The organism is Brevundimonas sp., assembly GCF_035627475.1.
Taxonomy (GTDB): domain Bacteria; phylum Pseudomonadota; class Alphaproteobacteria; order Caulobacterales; family Caulobacteraceae; genus Brevundimonas.
Genome location: NZ_DASPLR010000001.1, coordinates 1 through 22260 on the forward strand (window position 1 = coordinate 1; position 22260 = coordinate 22260).

Here is a 22260-nt window from a genome sequence, read left to right on the forward strand (position 1 = left end):
GTCACCGACGCCGACCTCGACCGCCTCTTCGCCCCGCTGCCGGCGGACGAGGCGTGGACGCCGCTTCCGTGATCCTTCTCCCCTTGCGGGAGAAGGTGGCGGCCGAAGGCTGACGGATGAGGGGTCGCGCCGGCGGCTCCCGACCGGTGACCTCGCCAACTTCATCGGCCCCGCTGCGCGGGCCACCTTCTCCCGCAAGGGGAGAAGGATTCCCGCTTGCATCGCTCCCCATTCCGGAGCTTGGCTGTCGCCGCTGGTTCAGGAGACGATCATGCTCAAGCCGTCCGCTTTCGCCCTCGCCGCCGTCCTCGCCGTGACTGGCCTCGCCGCCTGCGGCTCCGACCCCTGGGCCGGCCGCGAGGACCGCATGGCCGAACGGACCTATGAGACCATGCGGCTGGCCGACATCCATCGCGCCGCCATCGCCGATCCGCTCCGTCCCGCCGATGAGGTCGCGCGCGATCAATTCCGCCAGCCCGACCGGATGCTCGCCTTCGCCATGCTGGAACCGGGCGACAGGGTCGCCGACATCCGCCCCGGGGCGGGCTATTTCACCCGCCTGTTCGCCCGCACCGTCGGCGAGACCGGCAAGGTCTACGCCTTCGTGCCCAACCGCACCGCCGAGCGCGAGAACGCCCGCGCCGACGCCCTCGTCGCCGCCTATCCGAACGTGCTGCGGGTCAACGGCGACCTCGACAGCATGGGTTTCCCGGAGCCGCTCGACGTCATCTGGATGAGCCAGGAATACCACGACTTCCACATCCCGGCCTTCAACACGGACGTGACGCGGATGAACCGGGCCATCTTCGCGGCCCTCAAGCCCGGCGGCTATTTCGTCGTCGTCGACCACTCGGGCCGCCCCGGCACGGGCCACGCCGAGGTCCAGTCCCTGCACCGCATTGAGGGCGCCTCGCTGCGCGCCGAGGTCGAGGCCGCCGGTTTCGTCTTCGACGGCGAGTCCACGGCCCTGGCCAATCCGGCCGACGACCGCACCGTCAATGTCTTCGACGAGGCCATCCGCGGCCGCACCGACCAGTTCGTCTATCGCTTCAGGAAACCCGGCTAAGGCTTTCCATCAAAGGAGAAGAGTGATGCGTCGTTCACTGCTCGTCGCCGCCTCGGCGCTGATCGCCCTGTCGTCCGCCGCCTTCGCGCCGGCGCCGCCGCCGGTTCAGGAGGCCTCGTCCTACGCCGCCGCCTTGGCCGACCCGGTTCGCACCGCCGGGGACCGCGCCCGCGACGCAGCCCGCCACACCGCCGAAACCCTCGCCTTCGCCCAGGTCGCCCCGGGCCAGAAGGTGGCCGACATGATCATGGGCGGCGGCTATTTCACCCGCGTCTTCTCCGCCGCCGTCGGCCCCGACGGCCAGGTGACGGCCTGGCAGCCTGAGGAATTCGTCGCCTTCGAAGCCGGCTACGGCCAGGCGGTGACGGACGCCGACGCCCTGGCCAACGTCGACGGCGTCCGCTCGCCGCTCGGCGCGCCGGAGTTCCCCACCGGCCTCGACCTCGTCTTCACCGCCCAGAACTATCACGACCTGCATCTGGCCCCGTTCCCGGCCGACACGGCCTCCAGGGTCAATACGGCTGTGTTCCGGGCTCTGAAGCCGGGCGGTCTCTACGTCATCGTCGACCACCACGCCGCCGCCGGATCCGGCCTCGCCGCCGCCGACACCCTGCACCGCATCGACATCGAGGCGGTCAAGCGCGAGGTCACGGCGGCCGGCTTCGTCCTCGACGGTGAGAGCGCCATGCTCGCCAGCCCCGCCGACCCCCTGACCGCCAGCGTCTTCGACCCCTCCATCCGCGGCAAGACCAGCCAGTTCATGCTGCGCTTCAGGAAGCCGGCCTGACCGGAGGGCGAGGTCGGCGGCGCAGCTTCGCCCGGCCCCCGCATCCGGTTCTTTCGTCATCCCGGGGCAAGCGGCGGAGCCGCGCCGACCCCGGGAGAGGGCGGCGCGCGACAGCGCGACCCTGTCGGGAGCGCGGCTGCCGGCGACAGCCTGCCTGAACAGATCGCCTTCGGCGCCGCCCTGTCCCGGGGTTCGCTTCGCGCCCCCGGGATGACGAAAGCGGGAATTGCTGCGCTGCAAATCCCGCCTCTGTCTTCATAGTTCGAACAGCCAGGCCGCTGTTTTCCCTCCACATCCTCCCCGCGCCAGCGTCACGAACGCGCCCTGGTGAAAACCCGGCCCATACTATTGCCCATCCCGTCGATGGGGAGGGCGTCGGATCCACGTTCCTCGACGACGGCGGGCTGTGGTCGAGCGATGAAGCCCGGGCGACGGAAAGTCCGGGGGTCCTCGAGGGCGGGGATGGATCCTGCCCGCTTGCTCGCCGCGCGCTGCTGGAGTGCGGACTGCTGACGTCAGCTTCATGCCGTCATGTCCGCCCCGCGTCGGGGCCAGCAATGGCCCCGGCGGTGATCCGGCAAGGCCCGAATGTCAGGGCCGCCAGCCGGAGGGCGCGTGGAAAACGACCGCGCGGGGCAGCCTGTCTCGTCGAAACGGTAAAACCAGAAACACATCCGGGCGAGGCCCGGCTGTCCCGCACCCTCCCCACCCTGCGCCGGCCCTTGCCAGCGGAGGACGAACCCCCGTGCCCACTCCCTACTGCCTGTTGCCTGTTGCCTGTTGCCTGTTGCCTGTTGCCTGTTGCCTGTTGCCCGTCGCCCGCCGCCCGGATCCCCAATCCCTCCCATGCGTCACGACGGTTCATTGTCCCTGAACCCGCCTCCGCCTATCTTGGCCGGATGAGTACGCGCTGGACGCCCGAGAGCTGGAGACAGAAACCCGTCGTGCAGATGCCGACGGACTATCCGGACATGGCCGCCCTGCAGCGCGTCGAGGACGAGCTGCGCGCCATGCCGCCGCTGGTCTTCGCCGGCGAGGCCCGTCACCTGACCGCCAAACTGGCCCAGGTGGAGGCCGGGGAGGCCTTCCTGCTGCAGGGCGGCGACTGCGCCGAGAGCTTCAAGGAATTCTCGACCGACAACATCCGCGACACCTTCCGCCTGATCCTGCAGATGGCCGTGGTCCTGACCTTCGCCGGCCGCAAGCCGGTGGTGAAGGTCGGCCGCATCGCCGGCCAGTTCGCCAAGCCGCGCTCCTCCTCGCTGGAGACCATCGGCGACACCACCCTGCCCAGCTACCGCGGCGACATCATCAACGGCATGGCGTTCACGCCGGAAGAGCGGCTGCCGGACCCCCGGCGGCTGCTGCGCGCCTACAACCAGTCGGCCTCGACCCTGAACCTGCTGCGCGCCTTCGCCGGCGGCGGCTACGCCGACCTCTACAACATCCACCGCTGGACCATGGGGTTCGCCGCCGACAGCGCCTATGGCGCCCGCTACCGCGACCTGGCCGACAAGATCACCGAGGCCCTGGCCTTCATGGAGGCCGTGGGCGTCACCCCCGAGACCCATCCTGACCTCAGCCGGGTCGAGGTCTTCACCAGCCACGAAGCCCTGCTGCTCAACCTCGAAAGCGCCCTGACCCGGCTCGACGGCGCCACCGGCGAATGGTTCGACACCTCGGCCCACATGGTCTGGATCGGCGAGCGCACCCGTCAGCTGGACGGCGCCCACGTCGAATTCGCCCGCGGCATCCGCAACCCGGTCGGCCTCAAATGCGGCCCGACCATGGAGCCCGACGACCTGCTGGCCCTGATCGACGTGCTCAATCCCGACAATACGCCCGGCCGCCTGACCCTGATCGGCCGCTTCGGGGCGGACAAGGTCGGCGACCGCCTGCCGCGCCTGATGAAGGCCGTGAAGGCCGAGGGCCGCCGCGTCGTCTGGTCGATCGACCCGATGCACGGCAATACGCTCAAGGCCGGCAACGGCTACAAGACCCGGCCGTTCGAGCGCATCCTCGCCGAGGTGCGCGCCTTCATCGACGTCGCGGAGGCCGAAGGGCTCCACCCCGGCGGCGTCCACCTCGAAATGACCGGCCAGAACGTCACCGAATGTCTCGGCGGGGCCCAGGCCCTGACCGAGGACGACCTCAGCAGCCGCTATCACACCCACTGCGATCCGCGCCTCAACGCCGACCAGGCGCTTGAGCTGGCCTTCCTCGTCGCGGAGCGGCTCAAGGCCGGCCGGATCAACCGCTCGCAGGCGGCCTGAATGGAGCCCGTCGGCCGCCCCGACGGCGACGATGCGCCGGGCCGCTGCGCCTATCAGGGCGCGCCGGGCGCCTTCAGCCACGAGGCCGTGGTCGATCTGCGTCCGTGGGACGAACCCGTCGCCTGCGACAGCTTCGAGGCGGCCATCGACGCCCTGAAGGCGGGGGAGGTGGGCTGCGCCCTCATTCCCGTCGAGAACACCACCGTCGGCCGCGTCGAGCCCGCCGCGTCTCTGGTCGAGGCGGCGGGGCTGACCGTCGTCTCGGAGGTCTGGCGGCCGATCCGCCTCGCCCTGATGGCGCCGGCTGGCGCGCGCCTCGGCGACATCCGGACCGCCGAAAGCCACCCCGCCGCCCTCGGCCAGTGCGCCGCCACGCTGAAGGGCCTCGGCATCGAGCCGGTCGAGGCCTTCGACACCGCCGGGGCGGCCCGCGCCGTCGCCGAAGCCAGGGAACCCACCCGCGCCGCCGTCGCCCCGGCGCGCGCCGCCGAGGTCTATGAGCTGTCGATTCTGCGCAACGACATCCAGGATTCGGCCGACAACCGCACGCGCTTTGTGCTGTTGAGCGCCTGAGTGCTTGACGGCGCACGATCCATGCGCCCAAAGACGCCCATGGTCCGCTCGCCAGCCCTCGCTGCGACTGCATTCGCCGGCTTCACCGCCGCCGCGGACCTGTATTTCTACGGCTTTCGATACGCCGGCTGAGGCGTCGGGCATCGCGTCCCGGCCGCCTCGCCGGCGACCGCTCCGCGATGGAGCGGCGGCTCGCAAAACGTCCAGCCCCGTATCGAAACCGAAAGACCCTCCCGTGCCCCACAGTCCCAAAGCCGCCCTGCAGCAGGTCTGGCCCGCGCCGCTCGAAGTCTCCGCCGAACAGATGGCGCTCGCCGCCCTGCGTCACGAGATCGACGTCCTCGACGACCAGCTCCTCGCCCTGTTCGAGCGCCGCCTCGCCATCGCCGCCCGCGTCGGCAGGGCCAAGGACGCGCCGTCCGGCCCCCATCTGAAACTCCGGCCCGATCGCGAGCAGACCGTCCTCGACCGCGTCCTCGCCCAGGCCGCGCCCGACAACCGCGAGGCCGTCGAATCCCTCTGGCGCCAGGTCGTCGGCTGGGGACTGGCCCGTCAGGGCCGGATGCAGGTCCAGGTCTGGTCGCCGGTCGAGCCGACCCGCGCCTTCGACGGCGCCCGCCTGCGCTTCGGCGCCGCCGCCGACATGCGCGCCGTCCACGATCCGCAGGCGGCGCTCGCCTGGGCCGCCGGGGGTCACGGGGTGGCCGTGCTCGCGATCAACGCCGGCGACCCGTGGTGGACCGGCCTGCGCCGCCAATGGGCCATGCTCAGCGTCTTCGACGGTTTCGGCGGCGAGACGCCGACGGCGCTGGCGGTCGGCCGCATCGATCCCGCGGCCCTGCCCGGCGGCCGCCGCGTGCTGGTCACCGCGGGGGGAGACGCGGGCGACGGGGCCGGCCTGCGCCGCCGCGGCCTCGACACCCACCACGGCTGGACCCTGTCCCTGACCGACGCCGTCCTCCCGCTCGGGGGCGACGAAGGCTGCGTGGGCTCGATCGGCTAGAGGCGGGCGGCTAGACCGCCATATTGTCGATCAGCCGGGTCTTGCCCAGCCAGGCGGCGGCGAGGACGCGGGCGGGGCCGTCGACCCTTCCGCCCGCGAATTCCCCCAGATCCTCCGCCCGCCGCACCGCCACATAGTCGACGTGGCTGAACCCGGCCTCGAGCAGGGCGGTCGCGGCCCCGGCCTCGATGGCGGGCAGGGGGCCGCCCGCCGACGCCCGCGCCCCGGCCTCGGCCAGCACGCCGTTCAGCCGCCGCGCCACCTCCAGCTCGTCCGCCGACAGGTAGGCGTTGCGCGACGACAGGGCGAGGCCGTGCCCGTCGCGGATGGTCGGCGAACCCACGATCTCCACCGGAATGTCCAGGTCGCGCACCAGCCGGCGGACCACGATCAGCTGCTGGAAATCCTTCTCCCCGAACACCGCCACATGCGGCTGCACCTGGTTCAGCAGCTTGGCCACGACCAGCGCCACCCCGCCGAACATCTGCGGCCGGAAATCGCCCTCCAGTCCCTCGGCCGGGGCCCCGACCGAGATCGTCGTGGTCGCGTCGGCCGGATACATCTCCTCCACGGCCGGCGCATACATCAGGGCGCAGCCCGCGCCGGCCAGCAGTTCGGCGTCGCGCGCCTCCTGCCGGGGATAGGCGCCGAGGTCCTCATGCGCCGCGAACTGGGTCGGGTTGACGAAGACGCTGGCCACCACCCGGTCGGCCCGCTGGCCGGCCTCGCGCACCAGCGTCAGGTGGCCTTCGTGCAACGCCCCCATGGTCGGAACGAAGCCGACCGTGAACCCCTGCCGCTTCCAGCCGCTTACCGTCTGGCGCAGGTCCGCGATGGTGCGGGCGACGGGCAGGTCTGGAGTGTCGGACATGGTGAACGGATTAACCCTTCGCCTTAAGCGTGCTTGTGAACCGTGCCTCAAAGCCCGGCGTGCCAGGGTGCGCTTATGACGCCGAGCCTCATCATCCGTCCAGTGCTGGCCTGTCTGGCCGCCGCCGCCCTGTCCGCCTGCGGCATGGTCGAGCCGAACCCGCATCGCTTCGAGGACATGGCCGAGGCCGTCGCCGCCATTCCGCTGGACGGCCAGGCCGGGGCCGCGCCGGCCCGCGCCGTCGTGGCCCGCACCTCGACCGGGGCCGGCCTGCGCCCCGCGCTGCAAGTGCAGGTCATGGATCCTCACGCCCTGTGGGACGCCCGCGACGGCGACCTTCGCGGCGCGGCGGAAGAGCAGGGCCGGCGCCTCGCCGCCGCCGCGGCGCCGGCGGTGGCCGAAGCCATGGTGCAGACGGTGTCCGCCCGCATCGACGGCGCCGCCGCCCAGGCCGGCCTTCGCCCCGCCCAGGTCCGCCGCGAGGCGGTCGCGCCCCGCGCCGGCGGGCTCGTGCAGATCGGCGCCTACTCCAGCGAGGCCGCCGCCCGCGCCGCATGGTCGCGTCTGAAGGAAGGCGGCGCCGCCTGGGCCCTCGACGGCCTGACGCCGACCTATGAGGCTGTCGAAGTGGGGGGGCGCCGCCTGACCCGACTCAAGGTCCGGGCTCCCGCCGCCGGCGCCGCCGCCGTCTGCGCCGCCGCCGGCATCGACGATCCCTGGTGCCACCGCGCCGCCTGAACGCCCTGCCTGAACGCCCGGCCTGAGGCTCCGGCGCCTCACATCCACAGTCACTGACCGCCGCTCCGTTGACGCCGCGCCCCGGCCCGGCGATTCTGGCGCCTGAAGGCCGCGCGTCGAGTCGGCGGCTGCAGAGGCATCGGGAATCCATGGCTGACCCCACGGTCATCGTCGTCGGCAACGAAAAGGGCGGGGCGGGCAAGTCCACCCTGGCCATCCACATCGCCTGCGGCCTGCTGCACGCCGGCAAGACGGTCGCGATCATCGATCTCGACCTGCGCCAGCGGTCGATGGCCAAATTCTTCGCCAACCGCGCCGCCTGGACGGCCGGCAACGGCCAGGTCCTGCCGATGCCGGTCGAGCCCGACATGGGCGACGGCAAGGCGCTGGCCAAGGCCGACGAGAGCGAGCAGCTGGCCCGTTTCGACGCCGCCTTCGCCGAGGCCCGCGCCACGGCCGAGGTCATCCTGATCGACACGCCCGGCGGCGACACCCTGCTGTCGCGCACCGCCCACGGCCTCGCCGACCAGATCGTCACCCCGATGAACGACAGCTTCGTCGACTTCGACCTGCTCGGCCAGGTCGACCCGGTCACCCTCGAACTGCTCAAGCCCTCGATCTATTCCGAAAGCGTCTGGGAGGCGCGCAAGCACCGCGCCATCACCGAGGGCCGGGCCGCCGCCATCGACTGGATCGTGGTCACCAACCGCCTCGCCGTCGCCGCCGCGCGCAACCGCCAGCGCCTCGAGGAGCGGATGGAGAAGCTGGCCCGCCGCGTCGGCTTCCGCATGGGGCCGGGCTTGCGCGACCGCGTCATCTACCGCGAGCTGTTCCCCTTCGGCCTGACCGTCGCCGACCTGTCCAACGAGGTGCGGCCGGTGGCGGTGTCGCTGGCCCATGTCGCCGCCCGCCAGGAGCTGCGCAACCTGATGCGGGCGCTCGGCCTCGACGGCGGCTCCCTCAACGCGCCGCTGGACGCCGCGGCGTGAGGTCTTGAGCCTCGTCTGGCTGGCGCTGGCGGCGATCGCCGTCTGGGCGCTGGTGCGGCTGGGCCGCCAGACCGAGCGGCGGGGCCAGGGCCACTGGCGCGTCACGGCCACCCTGTTCAGCGCCGTCCTGATCGCCGGAGCCGTCCTTCTGGCGGCGCGCGGCGCCTGGCTCCCCGCCGCGGCCCTCGCCGGCGCCGGCCTGTGGCTCACCCTCGCTTCGCGTCAGCGCGCCGCCCGGCCCCGCACCGAGGCCATGAGCGCCGCCGAGGCCCGCTCGCTGCTCGGGGTCTCCGCCGACGCCAGCCCGCAGCAGATCAACGCCGCCTGGAAGCGGCTGATGGCCCGCGCCCATCCGGACCAGGGCGGCACGGAAGGCCTCGCCTCCCGCCTCAACGCCGCCCGCGACCGGTTGCTGAAGGGCTAGGCCTTCGCCGGAGCCTTCTTCGCCGCCGCCTTCTTCGGAGCGGCCTTCTTCGGAGCGGCCTTCTTCGCGGCCGGCTTGCTGGCCGCTGCCTTCTTCGCCGGCGTCTTCCTGCCTCTCGACGGCGCCGCCGCCGCCCGGGCCGCCAGCAGCGGCAGGGCGTCCTCCAGGGTCAGATCCTCGGGCGCCATGCCCTTGGGCAGGGTGGCGTTGATCTTGCCCGACTTCACATAGGGGCCGAACCGCCCCGCCATGACGTGGATCGGCTCGCCCGTCTCAGGGTGCGTCCCCAGATCCTTCAGCGGCGCCGCCGCCGCGCCGCGCCCGGCGAACTTCCCGGCCCGCTTCTCCGCCAGCAGCACCACGGCGCGGTTCAGGCCGATCTCGAACACCTCGTCGATGTCGGCGACGTTGGCGTAGGTCCCGGCGTGCTGCACGAACGGCCCGTAGCGGCCCAGCCCGGCGGTGATCGGCTTGCCGTCCTCGGGGTGCAGCCCGACCTCGCGCGGCAGGGCCAGCAGCCTCAGCGCCTGCTCCAGCGTCAGCGACGCCGGCGACCAGCCCTTGGGCAGGGACGACCGCTTCGGCTTCTCCTCGCCCGGCGGCGTCGTCTCCACATACGGCCCGAACCGGCCGATCTTCAGGTTCACCGGCTGTCCGGTCGCCGGATCGACGCCCAGTTCGCGGTCGCCGCCCTCGGCCCCGCCCTCGGCCGCGTCCGGAGACGCCACCGGCCGGGTGTATTTGCAGTCGGGATAGCGCGAGCAGCCGATGAAGGCCCCGAACCGGCTGGTCTTCAGGCTCAGCTGCCCCTGATGGCACAGCGGGCATTCGCGGGGGTCCGAGCCGTCTTCCTTCTGCGGGAAGATGTGCGGGCCCAGCGACTCGTTCAGGGCGTCGAGGATGGCCGTGGTGCGCAGTTCGCCCGCCGCGCTCGTCGCCGTGTGGAAGTCGCTCCAGAACTCGCGCAGCAGCACCTTCCAGTTCAGCTCGCCCGCCGAGACCTCGTCCAGCCGGGTCTCCAGCGCCGCGGTGAAGTCGTACTCGACCCATTTGCGGAAGAACTGCTCGAGGAAGGCCGTGACCAGCCGCCCCTTGTCCTCCGGATAGAACCGGCCCTTGTCGGCGCGGACATATTCCCGGTCGCGCAGGGTGGTCAGGATCGAGGCGTAGGTGGACGGCCGCCCGATGCCCAGCTCCTCCAGCTTCTTGACCAGGGTCGCTTCCGAATAGCGCGGCGGCGGCTCGGTGAAATGCTGCTCGGTGCGGATGGCCTCGACCTTCGCGGCCGCGCCCTCCTTCAGGGCGGGCAGGCGGGTGGTGTCGTCCTCGTCTTCCGCCCCGTCCTTCGGCTTGTCGTCGCGGCCCTCTTCATAGACCGCCATGAAGCCGTCGAAGGCCACCACCTGGCCGGTGGCGCGCAGGCCGGTCTGACCGTCCGGAGTCTCGACCTCGACCGTGGTCCGGTCCAGCCGCGCCGATTCCATCTGGCTGGCGACCATCCGCTTCCAGATCAGCTCGTACAGCCGCGCCAGATCGCTCTCGAGCCTCAGCGTCTCGGGCGCGCGGGCCAGGTTGGTCGGGCGGATGGCCTCGTGCGCCTCCTGGGCGTTCTTGGCCTTGGTCTTGTAGTAGCGCGGCTGCTCCGGAACGTAGGCCGGACCGAACCGGCTGCCGATGATCTCGCGCGCCTGGGCGATGCCCTCCGGGCTGACCGACAGGCCGTCGGTCCGCATATAGGTGATCAGGCCGCCCTGGTCGTCGACGCCTTCATAGAGCTTCTGCGCCGCCTGCATGGTCCGCTGCGCCGTGAAGCCCAGCTTGCGCGCCGCCTCCTGCTGCAGGGTCGAGGTCATGAAGGGCGGGGCCGGCGCGCGCCTGACCGGCTTCTTCTCGATCGACCGGATCGTGAACGATCCGGCGTTGATCGCGTCGCGCGCGGCCGTGGCCATGGCTTCCGAGACGATGTCCAGCCGCTGCACCCGCTTGCCGGCGTGCTTGACCAGCCGCGTCGTGAACGGCGGGCTGTCGGCGGTCAGGTCGGCCTCGACCGACCAGTATTCCTGCGCCTTGAACCGCTCGATCTCCATCTCGCGGTCGACGACGATGCGCAGCGCCACCGACTGCACCCGGCCGGCCGACCGCGCGCCCGGCAGCTTGCGCCACAGCACCGGCGACAGGGTGAAGCCGACCAGATAGTCCAGCGCCCGCCGGGCCAGGTAGGCCTCGACCAGTTCCATGTCGAGCTGGCGCGGATTGGCCATGGCCTCCAGCACCGCCGGCTTGGTGATGGCGTTGAAGGTGACCCGCTCGACCGGCGTGTCCTTCAGCGCCTTCTTCTTCGTCAGAATCTCCAGCACGTGCCAGCTGATCGCCTCGCCCTCGCGGTCGGGGTCGGTGGCGAGGATGACGCGGTCGGCCTTCTTCGCCGCCTCGGCGATCTCCGACATCCGCTTGGAGGCCTTGGCGTCGATCTCCCACGACATGGCGAAGTCGTCGTCCGGCAGCACCGACCCGTCCTTCGACGGCAGGTCGCGGACGTGGCCGTAGGACGCCAGGACATGGAAGTCCGGGCCCAGATATTTGTTGATGGTCTTGGCCTTTGCGGGGCTCTCGACGACGACGAGGTTCATGCGGGGAGGGGGCCTTCAGGGGGCTCGAAAGGGGGCGGAACGTGGTTGGCGCAGGCGTCGCTGTCAATCGGCGGCGTAATTCGGGGCTGATATCAGAGCGAAACCAGCCCTCCCGGCAGCAGGGTCGCGCGGCCCGCCAGGCTCAGTTCCAGCAGCGCCGCGGCCACCAGTCCGATCGGCGCCGACAGCGACCGGGCCAGCTCGTCCCGCGGCGTCGGCGTCGGCGACAGCAAGGCCGCGACCCGCTCCAGGAAGGCGTCGTCGACGTCGTCCGGCGCCCCGGCGAACGGATTGCCGGCGGGTGGCTCGCGCAGGGTGCGCAAGGTCGAGAAGGCCCGCTCCACATCCTCCAGCCCCTCGCACAGGATCGCCCCCTGGCGCAGCAGCTCGTTAGGCCCGCGCGACCTCGGGTCCAGCGGCGAGCCCGGCACGGCGAAGACGTCGCGGCCCTGCTCGCCCGCCAGCCGGGCGGTGATCAGCGAGCCTGAGCGCAGTTCCGCCTCCACTACGATGACGCCGCGCGACAGGCCCGAGATGATGCGGTTGCGGCGCGGGAAATCCTTCGCCTGCGCCCTGGCGCCGATCCGGCTCTCCGACACGACGCAGCCCTGGTCGGCGATCAGGCGGTAGAGGTCGGCGTTGTCCGGCGGATAGACGTCGTCGACCCCGCCGCCCAGCACGGCCACGGTCCCGGTCGGCAGGGCCCCGGCGTGAGCCGCGCCGTCTATGCCCCGCGCCAGCCCCGACACCACCACATGGCCGGCCTCGCCCAGGTGCTGGGACAGGCCGCGGGCGATCCGCTGACCGCCGGCCGAGGCGATCCGGGCCCCGACGATCGCGATGCACGGCCGGCTCATCAGGCTCGCCTCGCCCAGCGTCCACAGCACCGGCGGCGGCGGATCGACGGCGGCCAGCATCTCCGGATAGTCGGCGTCGCCCAGCACGATCAGCCGGGCCCCGATCCGGACGCCGGCTTCGATCTCCGCTTCGATGTCCCCGGCGGGCGCCAGATCGTGCCCGTGTCCGCCGCCGCGCCGCAGCAGGTCGGGCAGGGCTTCGATGGCGCGTCCGGCCGAGCCGAACCGGTCCAGCAGCTGATTGAAGGTGACGGGGCCGACCCTGTCGGTCCGCGCCAGTCGCAGCCGGGCGAACCGCTCCGTCTCCGGCAGCCGCGCCCGGGCGGTCACGCCTTCCCGGCGCCGATGCGGGGCTCGGCCCCCTTCAGCAGGCGGGCGATGTTCTGATGGTGCCGCACCCAGATCAGGGCGGCGGTCACGGCGGCCAGCACCAGGATGGGCGCCGGCGTGGGCAGGCCCAGCGCCGCCAGCGGCAGCAGGGCGTACAGCGGGGCGGCGGCCGATGAGACCAGCGCCGCCAGCGAGGAGATGCGGAACACGGCCGCGACGATCAGCCAGGTCGCCCCGGCCAGCAGGCCCAGCGGCCAGGCCGCGGCCAGCAGCAGGCCGAAGAAGGTCGCCACCCCCTTGCCGCCCCTGAAGCCCAGCCAGACCGGGAACAGGTGGCCGAGGAAGGCCGCGCCGCCCGCTACGGCGGCCATCGCCGGCACGCCGGGGAACAGGTAGCGGGCCAGCAGCAGCGCCGCCGCCCCCTTGCCGGCGTCGAGCAGCAGGGTGGCGATCGCCAGGTCCTTGCGTCCGGTCCTCAGCACATTGGTCGCGCCGATATTGCCAGAGCCGATCTGGCGCACGTCCCCGGCGCCCGCCGCCCGGGTCAGGATCACGCCGAACGGGATGGAGCCCAGCAGGTATCCGCCCGCCGCCGCGAGCGCGAGCGTCCCCAGGGCGGGTCCGGCCAGATCCTGCAACTGATTCGCTCCCCTCTAGCGTGCGTCGTGGACGATGCGTCCGCCGACGACGGTGAGCAAGACCTTCCCTTGCAGGCGGCGTCCGTCGAACGGCGAGTTCTTCGACTTGGATTTCAGCGCGGCGGCGTCGATCACCACCGGCGCCCCGGGATCGAACAGCGTCAGGTCGGCCGGCGCGCCTTCGGCCAGCAGTCCGGCTTCGAGGCCCAGCAGCGTCGCCGGCCCGTGCGTCAGCGGGCGAAGGATGTCCAGCAGATCCAGTCCGTCCTCGTGGTGCAGCGACAGCGCCGCGGGCAGCAGCGTCTCCAGACCGACGGCCCCCGGCGTCGCCTCGGCGAAGGGCCGGCGCTTGTCCTCGGCCGGGGCGGGGGCGTGGGCGCTGGTGATGGCGTCGATCAGACCGTCGCGCACCGCCTCGATCAGCGCCTGCCGGTCGCGCTCCGGCCGCAGGGGCGGGTCCATCCGGTAGAAGGTGCGATAGTCGCCGATGTCGATCTCGTTGAAGCACAGGTGGTTGATCGACACCGAGGCGGCGACCTCCAGCCCCTTGGCCCGGGCCCGGGCCAGCGTCTCCAGCGCCCCCTCGGTCGAGATCTGGTCGACAAGGAACCGCGCCCCGGTCTGCTCGACCAGGGCCAGGTCGCGCTCCAGCTGGATGCGTTCGGCGATCGCCGGCGCGGAGGCCAGCCCCAGCCGCGTCGCCAGTTCGCCCGAAGTCGCCACCGCTCCCTCGCTCAGCCACGGATCGGCCGGGCGGCACGACACCAGGGCGTTGAACGCCGCCGCATAGCTCATCACCCGCTGCAGCATCCGCGTATTGGCGATGACCCGGTCGACGTCGGTGAAATACAGGGCGCCCGCCTCGTCCATCAGGCCGATCTCGGCCATCCGCTGGCCGTCGCGTCCCTGCGTCGCCGCGCCGGCCGCCCGCACATTGATCAGGCCCAGGGCCGCGCCGCGCCGCTGGATGAACTCGATCATGGCCGGGTCGTCGATGGCCGGATCGGTGTCCGGCTGGATGACGATGGTGGTCACCCCGCCCGCCGCCGCCGACAAGGAGGCCGACTTCAGGGTCTCCTTCGGTTCCGCACCCGGTTCGCCGGTCTTGACCCGGATATCGATCAGGCCGGGCGACAGGCACAGGCCGCCCGCGTCGACGGCCTCGACCCCGGCCGGAGCCGCCGCGCCATGACCGCGGATCACCTCGACGATCCGCCCGTCTTCGACCAGCACCGCGCCGGGGCCGTCATAGTCGCTCGCCGGATCGAGCAACCTCGCGTTCAGGATGGCGAGCGCGCTCATCGAGTCTCCTCCCTGTCGCGCAGCGATGGGGAGGGGGACCGCGAAGCGGTGGAGGGGTCGTCGGCTTCACGACGAACAGACAGGGCGGCCAGCACCGCCATCCGCGCCGCCACCCCCATCTCGACCTGGTCCTGGATCAGGGACACGGTCAGGTCGTCGGCGACGTCCGAGTCGATCTCCACCCCCCGGTTCATCGGCCCCGGATGCATCACCTTGGCGCCCGGCCTCGCCCAGCCCAGCTTCTCGCGGTCCAGCCCCCAGAAGCGGAAATACTCGCGGGTCGAAGGCACCAGCGCCCCCTCCATCCGCTCCAGCTGCAGGCGCAGCATCATCACCACCTCGACGCCCTGCAGCCCCTCGCGCATGTCGTGGAACACCTCGCAGCCCCACCGGTCGGCGTCGCCCGGCACCAGGGTTGGCGGCCCGATCAGCCGCACCCGCGCGCCCATCATCGAGAGCAGCGCCACATTGGACCGCGCCACCCGGCTGTGGGCGATGTCGCCGCAGATCGCCACCGTCAGCCCGCCGACGTCGCCGAAGGCCCGGCGCAGGCTCAGCAGGTCCAGCAGCGCCTGGGTCGGATGCTCGTGCCGTCCGTCGCCGGCGTTGACCACCGAACAGCCGACCTTCTGCGACAGCAGGGCCGCCGCGCCCGAGGCCGAATGGCGCACCACCAGCACGTCCGGCTTCATGGCGTTCAGCGTCGCCGCCGTGTCGATCAGGGTCTCGCCCTTGGCCGTCGACGAGGTGCGGGGGCTCAGCGCCGTCACGTCCGCGCCCAGCCGCTTGGCCGCGATCTCGAACGAGGCGCTGGTGCGGGTCGAGTTCTCGAAGAACAGGTTCATGACCGTGCGCCCGCGCATCAGGTCCAGCGACTTCGACGATTGCCGGTTGAAGTCGACGAAGGCGTCGGCGAGGTCCAGCAGCGGCGGGACCGTGGCGGCGTTCAGATCGCCTGCGGACAGGAAATGGTCGCGGGGGAACGGCGCCAGCCGCTCGTGGATCAGGTCGGTGACGGCGGCGGGCTGGGTCATCGAGGCCCGGCTATACGGTGGACTCACAGGAAACGGAAGGCCGCCAGCAGCAATGGGATGGTCGCTGCGCTGACAACCGTCGTGAGCGCCACCACCCCGGCCATCAGCGGCGCATCGCCGCCCATCTGCCGCGCCAGCACATAGGACGCCGCCGCCCCTGGCGCCGCGCCGGCCAGCAGGGCGATTCCCTGCGCCGTCCTGTCTCCGCCCAGCCAGCCGCAGACGTAGAACATGGCCACCGGCAGCAGCAGCAGCTTGATCGCCGACACCGTGATGATCAGCACCGGCCGGCTGGCGGCGTAGCGGAAACTCAGCCCGGCTCCCGCTGTGATCAGCCCCAGGGCGATGGCGCCCGGCCCCATCATCCCGAATATTCCCTCCATGATCGGATGCGGCCTCAGTCCGGCCAGGTTCAGCGCCGCCCCGACGCCGCAGGCCCAGATGATCGGATTGCGCGCCAGCGAGCGCAGCGCCAGCCGCCAGCCGCCGCCCTGTCCCGCGCCCCATTTCGCCAGCGCCAGCACGCAGATCACGTTCAGCGCCGGCGCCAGCACCCCGAAGGCCACCGCCGCCGTGCTCAGACCCTCCGGCCCGAACACCGCCCCCGCCACGGGCAGGAAGACGAAGCCGTTCCAGCGGATCACCCCCTGGAATACGCTGGTGAAGCCTGGATCGCTGATCCTGATCGCCGGCCTGGCCGCCAGCGTCGCCGCGGCCACCGCGAAGGACACCCCGATGGTGCTCAGCGCCACCGGCCCGGCCGTGCCGGCGCCGAAGTCAGCGCCCCACACCGCTGGCACGAGGAAGGCCGGATAGAAGATGAAATAGGTCAGCCGCTCGACCGCCCGCCAGCCCTCGTCGGCCAGCAGGCCGCGCACCCTCAGCCCCCAGCCGAGCGCGATCATGGCGAACACCGGCACGATCCCGGCCAGCAGTCCGCTCATGCCCGCAGCCGGTCCAGTGCGCCCTGCAGGATCCAGGCGGCGGCGGTGCGGTCGACCACATTGGCCCGCCGCTTGCGGTTCAGGTCCAACTCCTCGATCAGGAACCGCTCGACCGCGCTGGTCGACAGCCGCTCGTCCTGGAAGGCTACCGGCACCTCGCGCAGCCGCTGCAGGTTCCTCGCGAAGGCCCGGCACGACTGCGCCCGCGGCCCTTCGGACCCGTCCATGTTCAGCGGCAGGCCGATGACCAGTCCCGACGCCTTGCGCCCGTCCATCAGCTTCAGCACCGCCTCGGCGTCCTGGGTGAACTTCGTCTTGCGGATCAGCACCAGCGGGCTGGCGATCATCCGGGTCGCGTCCGACGCCGCCACGCCGATGGTCTTCTCGCCGAGGTCCAGCCCCAGCCACGGCGTGCCGGGGGGCGTCGAGGCGGCGAGGTCTTCGAGTGTCACAACTGTCACGGCCTGCGGGTAGGACTGGCGCGAGCCCGTGTCAAAGTGCAAAGCTTCGCCGCGTTAGACGAGGAGGGTCGTCCAATGAAGCCGCTGCTGTTTCTCACCACCCTGATCGGGCTCGCCGCCTGCGACGCCGGAGTCGAAACCCGCAAGGACGCCGTGCCGCCCGTCGAGCAGGCCCCCCCGCCGGCCGCCGTCGCGCCGCTCGCCGCCTCCGGCCCCGCCACCACGCTGCAGCCCGAATCCGGAGCCGCCGTCCAGGAGGCCGCCGCCGTCGTCCGCCTCGACCAGCTGGCGGGGCAGGGGCCCTTGGCCGCCAAGCTCTTCGGCACGGCCGGCGGCGATCCGGCCATGAACGGCCTCTACGTCCACATCGCCTTCTTCCAGAGCCCGGCTGAGGGCTGGCGCGTCTTCCGCCTCGGCGACGTGCTCGACTACCGCATCCTCTCCCAGCGCGCCGGGCGGGTCGATCTGGAGCTCGAGGAGAGCACCATGGACGAGGCCTCCGGCCGCATCGGCAGCCGCACCCGCCGCATCATCGTCGGCTGGTCCATCGCCGCCGACGGCTCGGTTCCGGCCACGGTGACGGTCACCCCGGCGCAGTGACGTCTGAATCCTTGTGATTCCGGGCACGGGCGGCTAATCCCGCCCGCTTACGTTCTCGCTATCGGAGGGCCGCATGGCCATCGACGCCGCGACCGTGCGCCGGGTGGCGCACCTCGCCCGCATCAAGACCCCGGAAGACCGGCTGGAGCCGCTCGCCGCCGAACTGAACGGCATCCTGAACTGGATCGAACAGCTCAACGAGGTCGACGTCGAGGGCGTCGAGCCGATGACCTCCAACGTCCGCCAGCCCCTGCGCCTGCGCGACGATGTCGTCACCGACGGCGACAAGGTCGCCGACGTCCTCGGCAACGCCCCGAAATCCGCCGACGGCTTCTTCGTCGTGCCCAAGGTGGTCGAATAGAATGTCCGACCTCACGAAACTGACCCTCAAGGCCGCCCTCGACGGCCTCAAGGCCCGCGACTTCTCGTCCGAGGAAATCACCCGCGCCTTCGTCGCCAACATCGACGCCGCCAATCCGCGCCTGAACGCCTATGTGGTCCAGACCACGGACAAGGCCCTGGAGATGGCCCGGGCCTCCGACGCCAAACTGGCGAAAGGCGAGGGCGGCGCCCTCGAGGGCGCCCCGCTGGGGATCAAGGACCTGTTCTGCACCGACGGCGTCCAGACCACCGCCGGCTCCAACATGCTGCGCGGCTTCGTCCCGCCCTATGAGTCCACGGTCACCGCCAACCTTTGGCGCGACGGCGCGGTCATGCTGGGCAAGCTGAACATGGACGAATTCGCCATGGGCTCGTCGAACGAGACCAGCGCCTTCGGCCCCGTGGTCAATCCGTGGAAGTCCAGCGCCTCCAACGCCGACCTGACCCCGGGCGGCAGTTCCGGCGGCTCGGCCTCGGCCGTCGCCGGCGATCTCTGCCTGGCCGCGACCGCCTCTGACACCGGCGGCTCGATCCGCCAGCCCGCCGCCTTCACCGGCACGGTGGGGGTCAAGCCGACCTACGGCCGGGCCAGCCGCTTCGGCATGGTCGCCTTCGCCTCCTCGCTGGACCAGGCCGGCCCGATCGCGAAGACGGTCGAGGACGCCGCCATCCTGCTGCGCTCGATGTGCTCGTTCGACCCGAAGGACTCGACCAGCCTCGACGTCGAGACGCCCGACTGGACCGCCAGCCTCGGCAAGGGCGTCAAAGGCCTGCGCATCGGCGTGCCCAGGGAATACGTCGTCGACGGCATGCCGGCCGAAATCCAGGACCTGTGGGACCAGGGCGTCCAGTGGCTCAAGGCCGCCGGCGCCGAGATCGTCGAGATCAGCCTGCCGCACAGCAAATACGCCCTGCCGGCCTATTACATCATCGCTCCGGCCGAGGCCTCGTCCAACCTGGCGCGCTACGACGGCATGCGTTTCGGCCACCGCGCGGAAAAGGCCTCCAGCCTGACCGACCTCTATGAGACCAGCCGCGCCGAGGGCTTCGGCAAGGAGGTCCAGCGCCGCCTGACCATCGGGGCCTATGTCCTGTCGGCCGGATTCTACGACGCCTACTACGTCCGCGCCCTCAAGGTCCGCCGCCGCATCGCCATGGATTTCGACGCCGTCTGGGACCGCGTCGACGCCATACTGACGCCCTCTACGCCTTCGGCCGCCTTCGCCCTCGGCGACAAGCAGATCGACCCGCTGCAGATGTATCTGAACGACATCTTCACCGTCACCGCCAACCTCGCCGGCCTGCCCGGCATCTCCGTCCCCGCCGGGCTCGACAAGGGCGGCCTCCCGCTCGGCCTCCAGGTCATCGGCAAGGCCCTCGACGAGGCGACGGTCTTCCAGGTCGCCGACGTGCTGGAGCAGAGCGCCGGCTTCACAGCCCGGCCGGAGAAGTGGTGGTAGTCTGATCCGAAACCCTCTCCCAAAGGGAGAGGGAGGGGCCCACGCCGAAGGCGTGGGAGGGAGTGGGGTTACACCTGATGACGCCCGAGACTCGAACCGCCCGCGCTCGCGATCTCCGGAAGCGCCAAACCCGCGCCGAAGCCACCCTCTGGCAATACCTCCGCGCCAGCCGCCTCGATGGCCTGCGTTTCCGCCGCCAGCACCCCATCGACGGCTATTTCGTCGACTTCGCCTGCCTCTCCCTGAAGCTTGTCATCGAACTCGACGGCAAGGTTCACGATGACGACGACCAACAACTCAACGACTATCACCGCCAGCAGGCCATCGAGTCCCTTGGCTGGTCGGTCCTGCGCTTCACCAACGATCAGGTGATGGTTTCTCTTCCAACGGTCCTCGATGCTGTCCGCGCCCAAGCGAAACTGGCCGGCGACGTAACCCCACACCCTCCCGTCGACGCCGTCGACGGGCCCCTCCCTCTCCCTGAGGGAGAGGGGTTTCAAAAGCGCCGTGTACCCAAACGTCGACTCCCCAAATTCCGACCCTGAAACCCTCTCCCATCGGGAGAGGGAGGGGCCCGCGCGCGCAGCGCGTGGGAGGGAGTGGGGTTACGGCGCCAGCCGTCTTCCGCCGACTGGCCACGACACGGTTGTCTACCGCTCCCCGAAAATGCAAAACCCTGACAGCCGGGCCGGCACGGCCGACATCGCAACCCCACTCCCTCCCGTCGGCTTTGCCGCCGGGCCCCTCCCTCTCCCGATGGGAGAGGGGTAAAGACAGCGACATGACCGACACCACCACCCCCTCCAAACTCATCCACGGCCGCACCGGCCCGTGGGAAATCGTCATGGGGCTGGAGATCCACGCCCAGGTCGCCTCGAAGGCCAAGCTGTTCTCCGGCGCCGCCGTCGGCTTCGGCGCCGGTCCGAACGAGCAGGTGTCGCTGGTCGACGCCGGCTTCCCCGGCATGCTGCCGACCCTGAACAAATTCTGCGTCGAACAGGCCGTCCGCACCGGTCTCGGCCTCAATGCGAAGATCAACAACCGCAGCCAATTCGACCGCAAGAACTATTTCTATCCCGACCTGCCGACCGGCTATCAGATCAGCCAGCTCTTCTACCCGATCGTCGGCGAGGGCGTCGTCGAGGTCGAGGCCGAGGACGGCTCCTTCTTCAACGTCGGCATCGAGCGCCTGCATCTCGAACAGGACGCGGGCAAGCTGATCCACGACCTGTCGCCCACCGAATCCTACGTCGACCTGAACCGCGCCGGCACGGCCCTGATGGAGATCGTCTCCCGCCCCGACATCCGCTCGCCGGAAGAGGCGGTCGCCTACGTCAAGAAGATCCGCACCATCCTGATCTATCTCGGCACCTGCGACGGCGACATGGAGAAGGGCAACCTGCGCGCCGACGTCAACGTCTCGGTCTGCCGCGAGGGCCAGTACGCCAAATACAAGGCGACCGGCGACTTCAGCCATCTGGGCACGCGCTGCGAGATCAAGAACGTCAACTCGTTCCGCTTCATCTCCCAGGCCATCAACTACGAGGCCCGGCGCCAGATCGAGATCCTCGAGGACGGCGGCAAGGTCGATCAGGAGACCCGCCTCTACGACCCCACGGCCGGCGAGACCCGTTCGATGCGCTCCAAGGAGGAGGCGATGGACTATCGCTACTTCCCGGACCCCGACCTGCTGCCGCTCGAGATCGAGCAGGCCTGGATCGACGAGATCAAGGCGAACCTGCCCGAACTGCCCGACGCCAAGCGCCGCCGGCTGATGGCCGACTACGGTCTGTCGCAATACGACGCCGTCGTCCTGATCTCGGAACAGGCCAAGGCCGACTATTTCGAAGCCGCCGCCAAGGGGCGCGACGCCAAACTGGTCGCCAACTGGGTCACCAACGAGCTGTCCGCCCGCCTCGCCGCCGACGGCAAGGACTTCTCCGAATGCCCGCTGCCGGCCGCCCACGTGGCCCAGCTGGTCGAGCTGATCGAGACGAACGTCATTTCCTCGAAGATCGCCAAGGAGGTCTTCGACCACGTCTGGAACGGCGAGGGCAGCCCGGCCGAGGTCGTCGAGAAGCACGGCCTCAAACAGGTCACCGACACCGGCGCCATCGAAAAGGCCGTCGACGAGATCATCGCCGCCAATCCCGACAAGGCCGCCGCCGTCGCCGAAAAACCCCAGGCCATCGGCTGGTTCGTCGGCCAGGTCATGAAGGCCACCGGCGGCAAGGCCAACCCCGCCGCGGTCAACGACATCCTGAAGGCGAAGCTGGGACTCTAGGGCACTCCCTTCTCCCCTTGCGGGAGAAGGTGCCCCGGAGGGGCGGATGAGGGGTCTCTCCGGCCCCGACCGTGCGGCCCTCATCCACCCTCGCTCCCCTGACACCTTCTCCCCCGGAGGGGAGAAGGGCCAGGGACGGACTAATCCAGCAGCGACAGGATCACCCCGGTCGCCAGCGCCGCGATCACGATGTCGCCGGTGTCGGTCCGGTAATAGCCGTAGCCGCGCGGGGGAGGGGCCCAGCCGTAGCGGTGATAGTCGCGCACATACCAGTTGCGGCGGTAGTCGTAGGGGATCACCGCACCGCGATGCCAGCGACGATAGTCGCGCCGGTAGTCGCGCCGGTCGTGACGCCAGTCGCGCCACTGGTCGCGCTGGCCGCGCCGCCAGTCGCGATACCGTTCACGGTCGGTGTAGCGCCCGCCGTCCCGGCGGTTCCGGTCCGCGCGGCGCTCCCAGCGTTCATAGCGGCCATCGCCGTCCCGGTCGCGTCGCCAGTCCTGGGCCGAGGCGGCCATCGGGGCGGCGAGCGTCGCCAGCGACAGGGCGCCGATCATCAGGGGTTTCATCATCTGAACGTCTCCTTCGTCTGGAGCCGCGGTCGTCTTTCATCGG

Annotated in this window: 22 protein-coding genes; 13 read left to right on the forward strand and 9 right to left on the reverse strand. The window is 70.9% G+C overall.

Annotated features, from left to right (window positions below; genetic code table 11):
• Nucleotides 1–271: 271 nt before the first annotated feature.
• From VEA62_RS00005 to VEA62_RS00025, 5 genes are all read left to right on the forward strand, one after another.
• Entirely contained in the window at nucleotides 272–1066 is a 795-nt protein-coding gene (locus tag VEA62_RS00005) for a hypothetical protein (protein WP_324816770.1), read from the forward strand.
• Nucleotides 1067–1091: 25 nt separating this feature from the next.
• Nucleotides 1092–1853, forward strand: coding sequence for a methyltransferase (locus VEA62_RS00010; RefSeq protein WP_324816772.1), 762 nt, complete (start codon nucleotides 1092–1094; stop codon nucleotides 1851–1853).
• A gap of 899 nt (nucleotides 1854–2752) precedes the next feature.
• Nucleotides 2753–4126: a class II 3-deoxy-7-phosphoheptulonate synthase gene (locus VEA62_RS00015; RefSeq protein ID WP_324816775.1), complete on the forward strand. Its 1374-nt coding sequence runs from the start codon at nucleotides 2753–2755 to the stop codon at nucleotides 4124–4126.
• Nucleotides 4127–4699 (forward strand): prephenate dehydratase domain-containing protein, encoded by a 573-nt coding sequence (locus VEA62_RS00020; RefSeq protein WP_324816777.1) that lies wholly within the window; start codon nucleotides 4127–4129, stop codon nucleotides 4697–4699.
• Nucleotides 4700–4934: 235 nt separating this feature from the next.
• Nucleotides 4935–5702, forward strand: a complete 768-nt coding sequence (locus VEA62_RS00025) for a chorismate mutase (protein ID WP_324816779.1) — start codon at nucleotides 4935–4937, stop codon at nucleotides 5700–5702.
• Between the two features lie 10 nt (nucleotides 5703–5712).
• Here the strand turns inward: VEA62_RS00025 and panC are convergent, their stop codons facing one another.
• Nucleotides 5713–6573, reverse strand: coding sequence for a pantoate--beta-alanine ligase (gene panC, locus VEA62_RS00030; protein ID WP_324816781.1), 861 nt, complete (start codon nucleotides 6571–6573; stop codon nucleotides 5713–5715).
• A 75-nt stretch (nucleotides 6574–6648) separates the two neighbouring features.
• On the opposite strand from panC, the gene VEA62_RS00035 reads away from it, so the two are divergent.
• The 3 genes from VEA62_RS00035 to VEA62_RS00045 all read left to right on the forward strand — a co-directional run bounded on the left by VEA62_RS00035 (nucleotide 6649) and on the right by VEA62_RS00045 (nucleotide 8724).
• A complete protein-coding gene (locus VEA62_RS00035; RefSeq protein ID WP_324816783.1) occupies nucleotides 6649–7311 on the forward strand; it encodes an SPOR domain-containing protein in 663 nt (220 codons plus the stop codon).
• A 149-nt stretch (nucleotides 7312–7460) separates the two neighbouring features.
• Nucleotides 7461–8300, forward strand: a complete 840-nt coding sequence (locus tag VEA62_RS00040) for a division plane positioning ATPase MipZ (protein ID WP_324816785.1) — start codon at nucleotides 7461–7463, stop codon at nucleotides 8298–8300.
• A 4-nt stretch (nucleotides 8301–8304) separates the two neighbouring features.
• A complete protein-coding gene (locus VEA62_RS00045; protein WP_324816787.1) occupies nucleotides 8305–8724 on the forward strand; it encodes a molecular chaperone DnaJ in 420 nt (139 codons plus the stop codon).
• Here VEA62_RS00045 and topA read toward each other — a convergent pair.
• The 7 genes from topA to ruvX all read right to left on the reverse strand — a co-directional run bounded on the left by topA (nucleotide 8721) and on the right by ruvX (nucleotide 16920).
• Nucleotides 8721–11354, reverse strand: a complete 2634-nt coding sequence (gene topA / locus VEA62_RS00050; RefSeq protein ID WP_324816790.1) for a type I DNA topoisomerase — start codon at nucleotides 11352–11354, stop codon at nucleotides 8721–8723. The genes VEA62_RS00045 and topA overlap by 4 nt on opposite strands.
• Nucleotides 11355–11446: 92 nt before the next feature.
• Complete coding sequence (dprA, locus tag VEA62_RS00055) at nucleotides 11447–12541, reverse strand: DNA-processing protein DprA (protein WP_324816792.1); 1095 nt, start codon at nucleotides 12539–12541, stop codon at nucleotides 11447–11449.
• Complete coding sequence (gene plsY / locus VEA62_RS00060; RefSeq protein ID WP_324816795.1) at nucleotides 12538–13179, reverse strand: glycerol-3-phosphate 1-O-acyltransferase PlsY; 642 nt, start codon at nucleotides 13177–13179, stop codon at nucleotides 12538–12540. The genes dprA and plsY overlap by 4 nt, the downstream gene beginning before the upstream one ends.
• 15 nt (nucleotides 13180–13194) lie before the next feature.
• Nucleotides 13195–14481 (reverse strand): dihydroorotase, encoded by a 1287-nt coding sequence (pyrC, locus tag VEA62_RS00065; protein ID WP_324816798.1) that lies wholly within the window; start codon nucleotides 14479–14481, stop codon nucleotides 13195–13197.
• On the reverse strand, nucleotides 14478–15515 hold the full coding sequence (locus VEA62_RS00070; RefSeq protein ID WP_324816801.1) for an aspartate carbamoyltransferase catalytic subunit: 1038 nt from the start codon (nucleotides 15513–15515) through the stop codon (nucleotides 14478–14480). The genes pyrC and VEA62_RS00070 overlap by 4 nt, the downstream gene beginning before the upstream one ends.
• Nucleotides 15516–15538: 23 nt before the next feature.
• Nucleotides 15539–16459, reverse strand: coding sequence for an AEC family transporter (locus VEA62_RS00075; protein WP_324816803.1), 921 nt, complete (start codon nucleotides 16457–16459; stop codon nucleotides 15539–15541).
• The gene (gene ruvX, locus VEA62_RS00080; protein ID WP_324816806.1) at nucleotides 16456–16920 is read right to left on the reverse strand and encodes a Holliday junction resolvase RuvX; all 465 of its coding nucleotides are present in this window, start codon (nucleotides 16918–16920) and stop codon (nucleotides 16456–16458) included. Before ruvX ends, VEA62_RS00075 begins: the two co-directional genes overlap by 4 nt.
• Nucleotides 16921–16995: 75 nt before the next feature.
• Between ruvX and VEA62_RS00085 the strand changes: the two genes are divergently transcribed.
• From VEA62_RS00085 to gatB, 5 genes are all read left to right on the forward strand, one after another.
• Nucleotides 16996–17520 carry a hypothetical protein gene (locus VEA62_RS00085; protein WP_324816809.1) on the forward strand — a complete coding sequence of 175 codons (525 nt, stop codon included), beginning with the start codon at nucleotides 16996–16998 and terminating at the stop codon, nucleotides 17518–17520.
• A gap of 73 nt (nucleotides 17521–17593) precedes the next feature.
• On the forward strand, nucleotides 17594–17881 hold the full coding sequence (gatC, locus tag VEA62_RS00090; protein ID WP_324816811.1) for an Asp-tRNA(Asn)/Glu-tRNA(Gln) amidotransferase subunit GatC: 288 nt from the start codon (nucleotides 17594–17596) through the stop codon (nucleotides 17879–17881).
• A 1-nt stretch (nucleotide 17882) separates the two neighbouring features.
• Nucleotides 17883–19361 (forward strand): Asp-tRNA(Asn)/Glu-tRNA(Gln) amidotransferase subunit GatA, encoded by a 1479-nt coding sequence (gene gatA / locus VEA62_RS00095; protein WP_324816813.1) that lies wholly within the window; start codon nucleotides 17883–17885, stop codon nucleotides 19359–19361.
• Between the two features lie 77 nt (nucleotides 19362–19438).
• On the forward strand, nucleotides 19439–19906 hold the full coding sequence (locus tag VEA62_RS00100; RefSeq protein ID WP_324816815.1) for an endonuclease domain-containing protein: 468 nt from the start codon (nucleotides 19439–19441) through the stop codon (nucleotides 19904–19906).
• 236 nt (nucleotides 19907–20142) lie between these two features.
• On the forward strand, nucleotides 20143–21645 hold the full coding sequence (gene gatB, locus VEA62_RS00105; protein WP_324816819.1) for an Asp-tRNA(Asn)/Glu-tRNA(Gln) amidotransferase subunit GatB: 1503 nt from the start codon (nucleotides 20143–20145) through the stop codon (nucleotides 21643–21645).
• Nucleotides 21646–21785: 140 nt separating this feature from the next.
• On the opposite strand, the gene VEA62_RS00110 is transcribed toward gatB, so the two are convergent.
• Nucleotides 21786–22217, reverse strand: a complete 432-nt coding sequence (locus VEA62_RS00110; RefSeq protein WP_324816823.1) for an RcnB family protein — start codon at nucleotides 22215–22217, stop codon at nucleotides 21786–21788.
• Nucleotides 22218–22260: the final 43 nt, after the last annotated feature.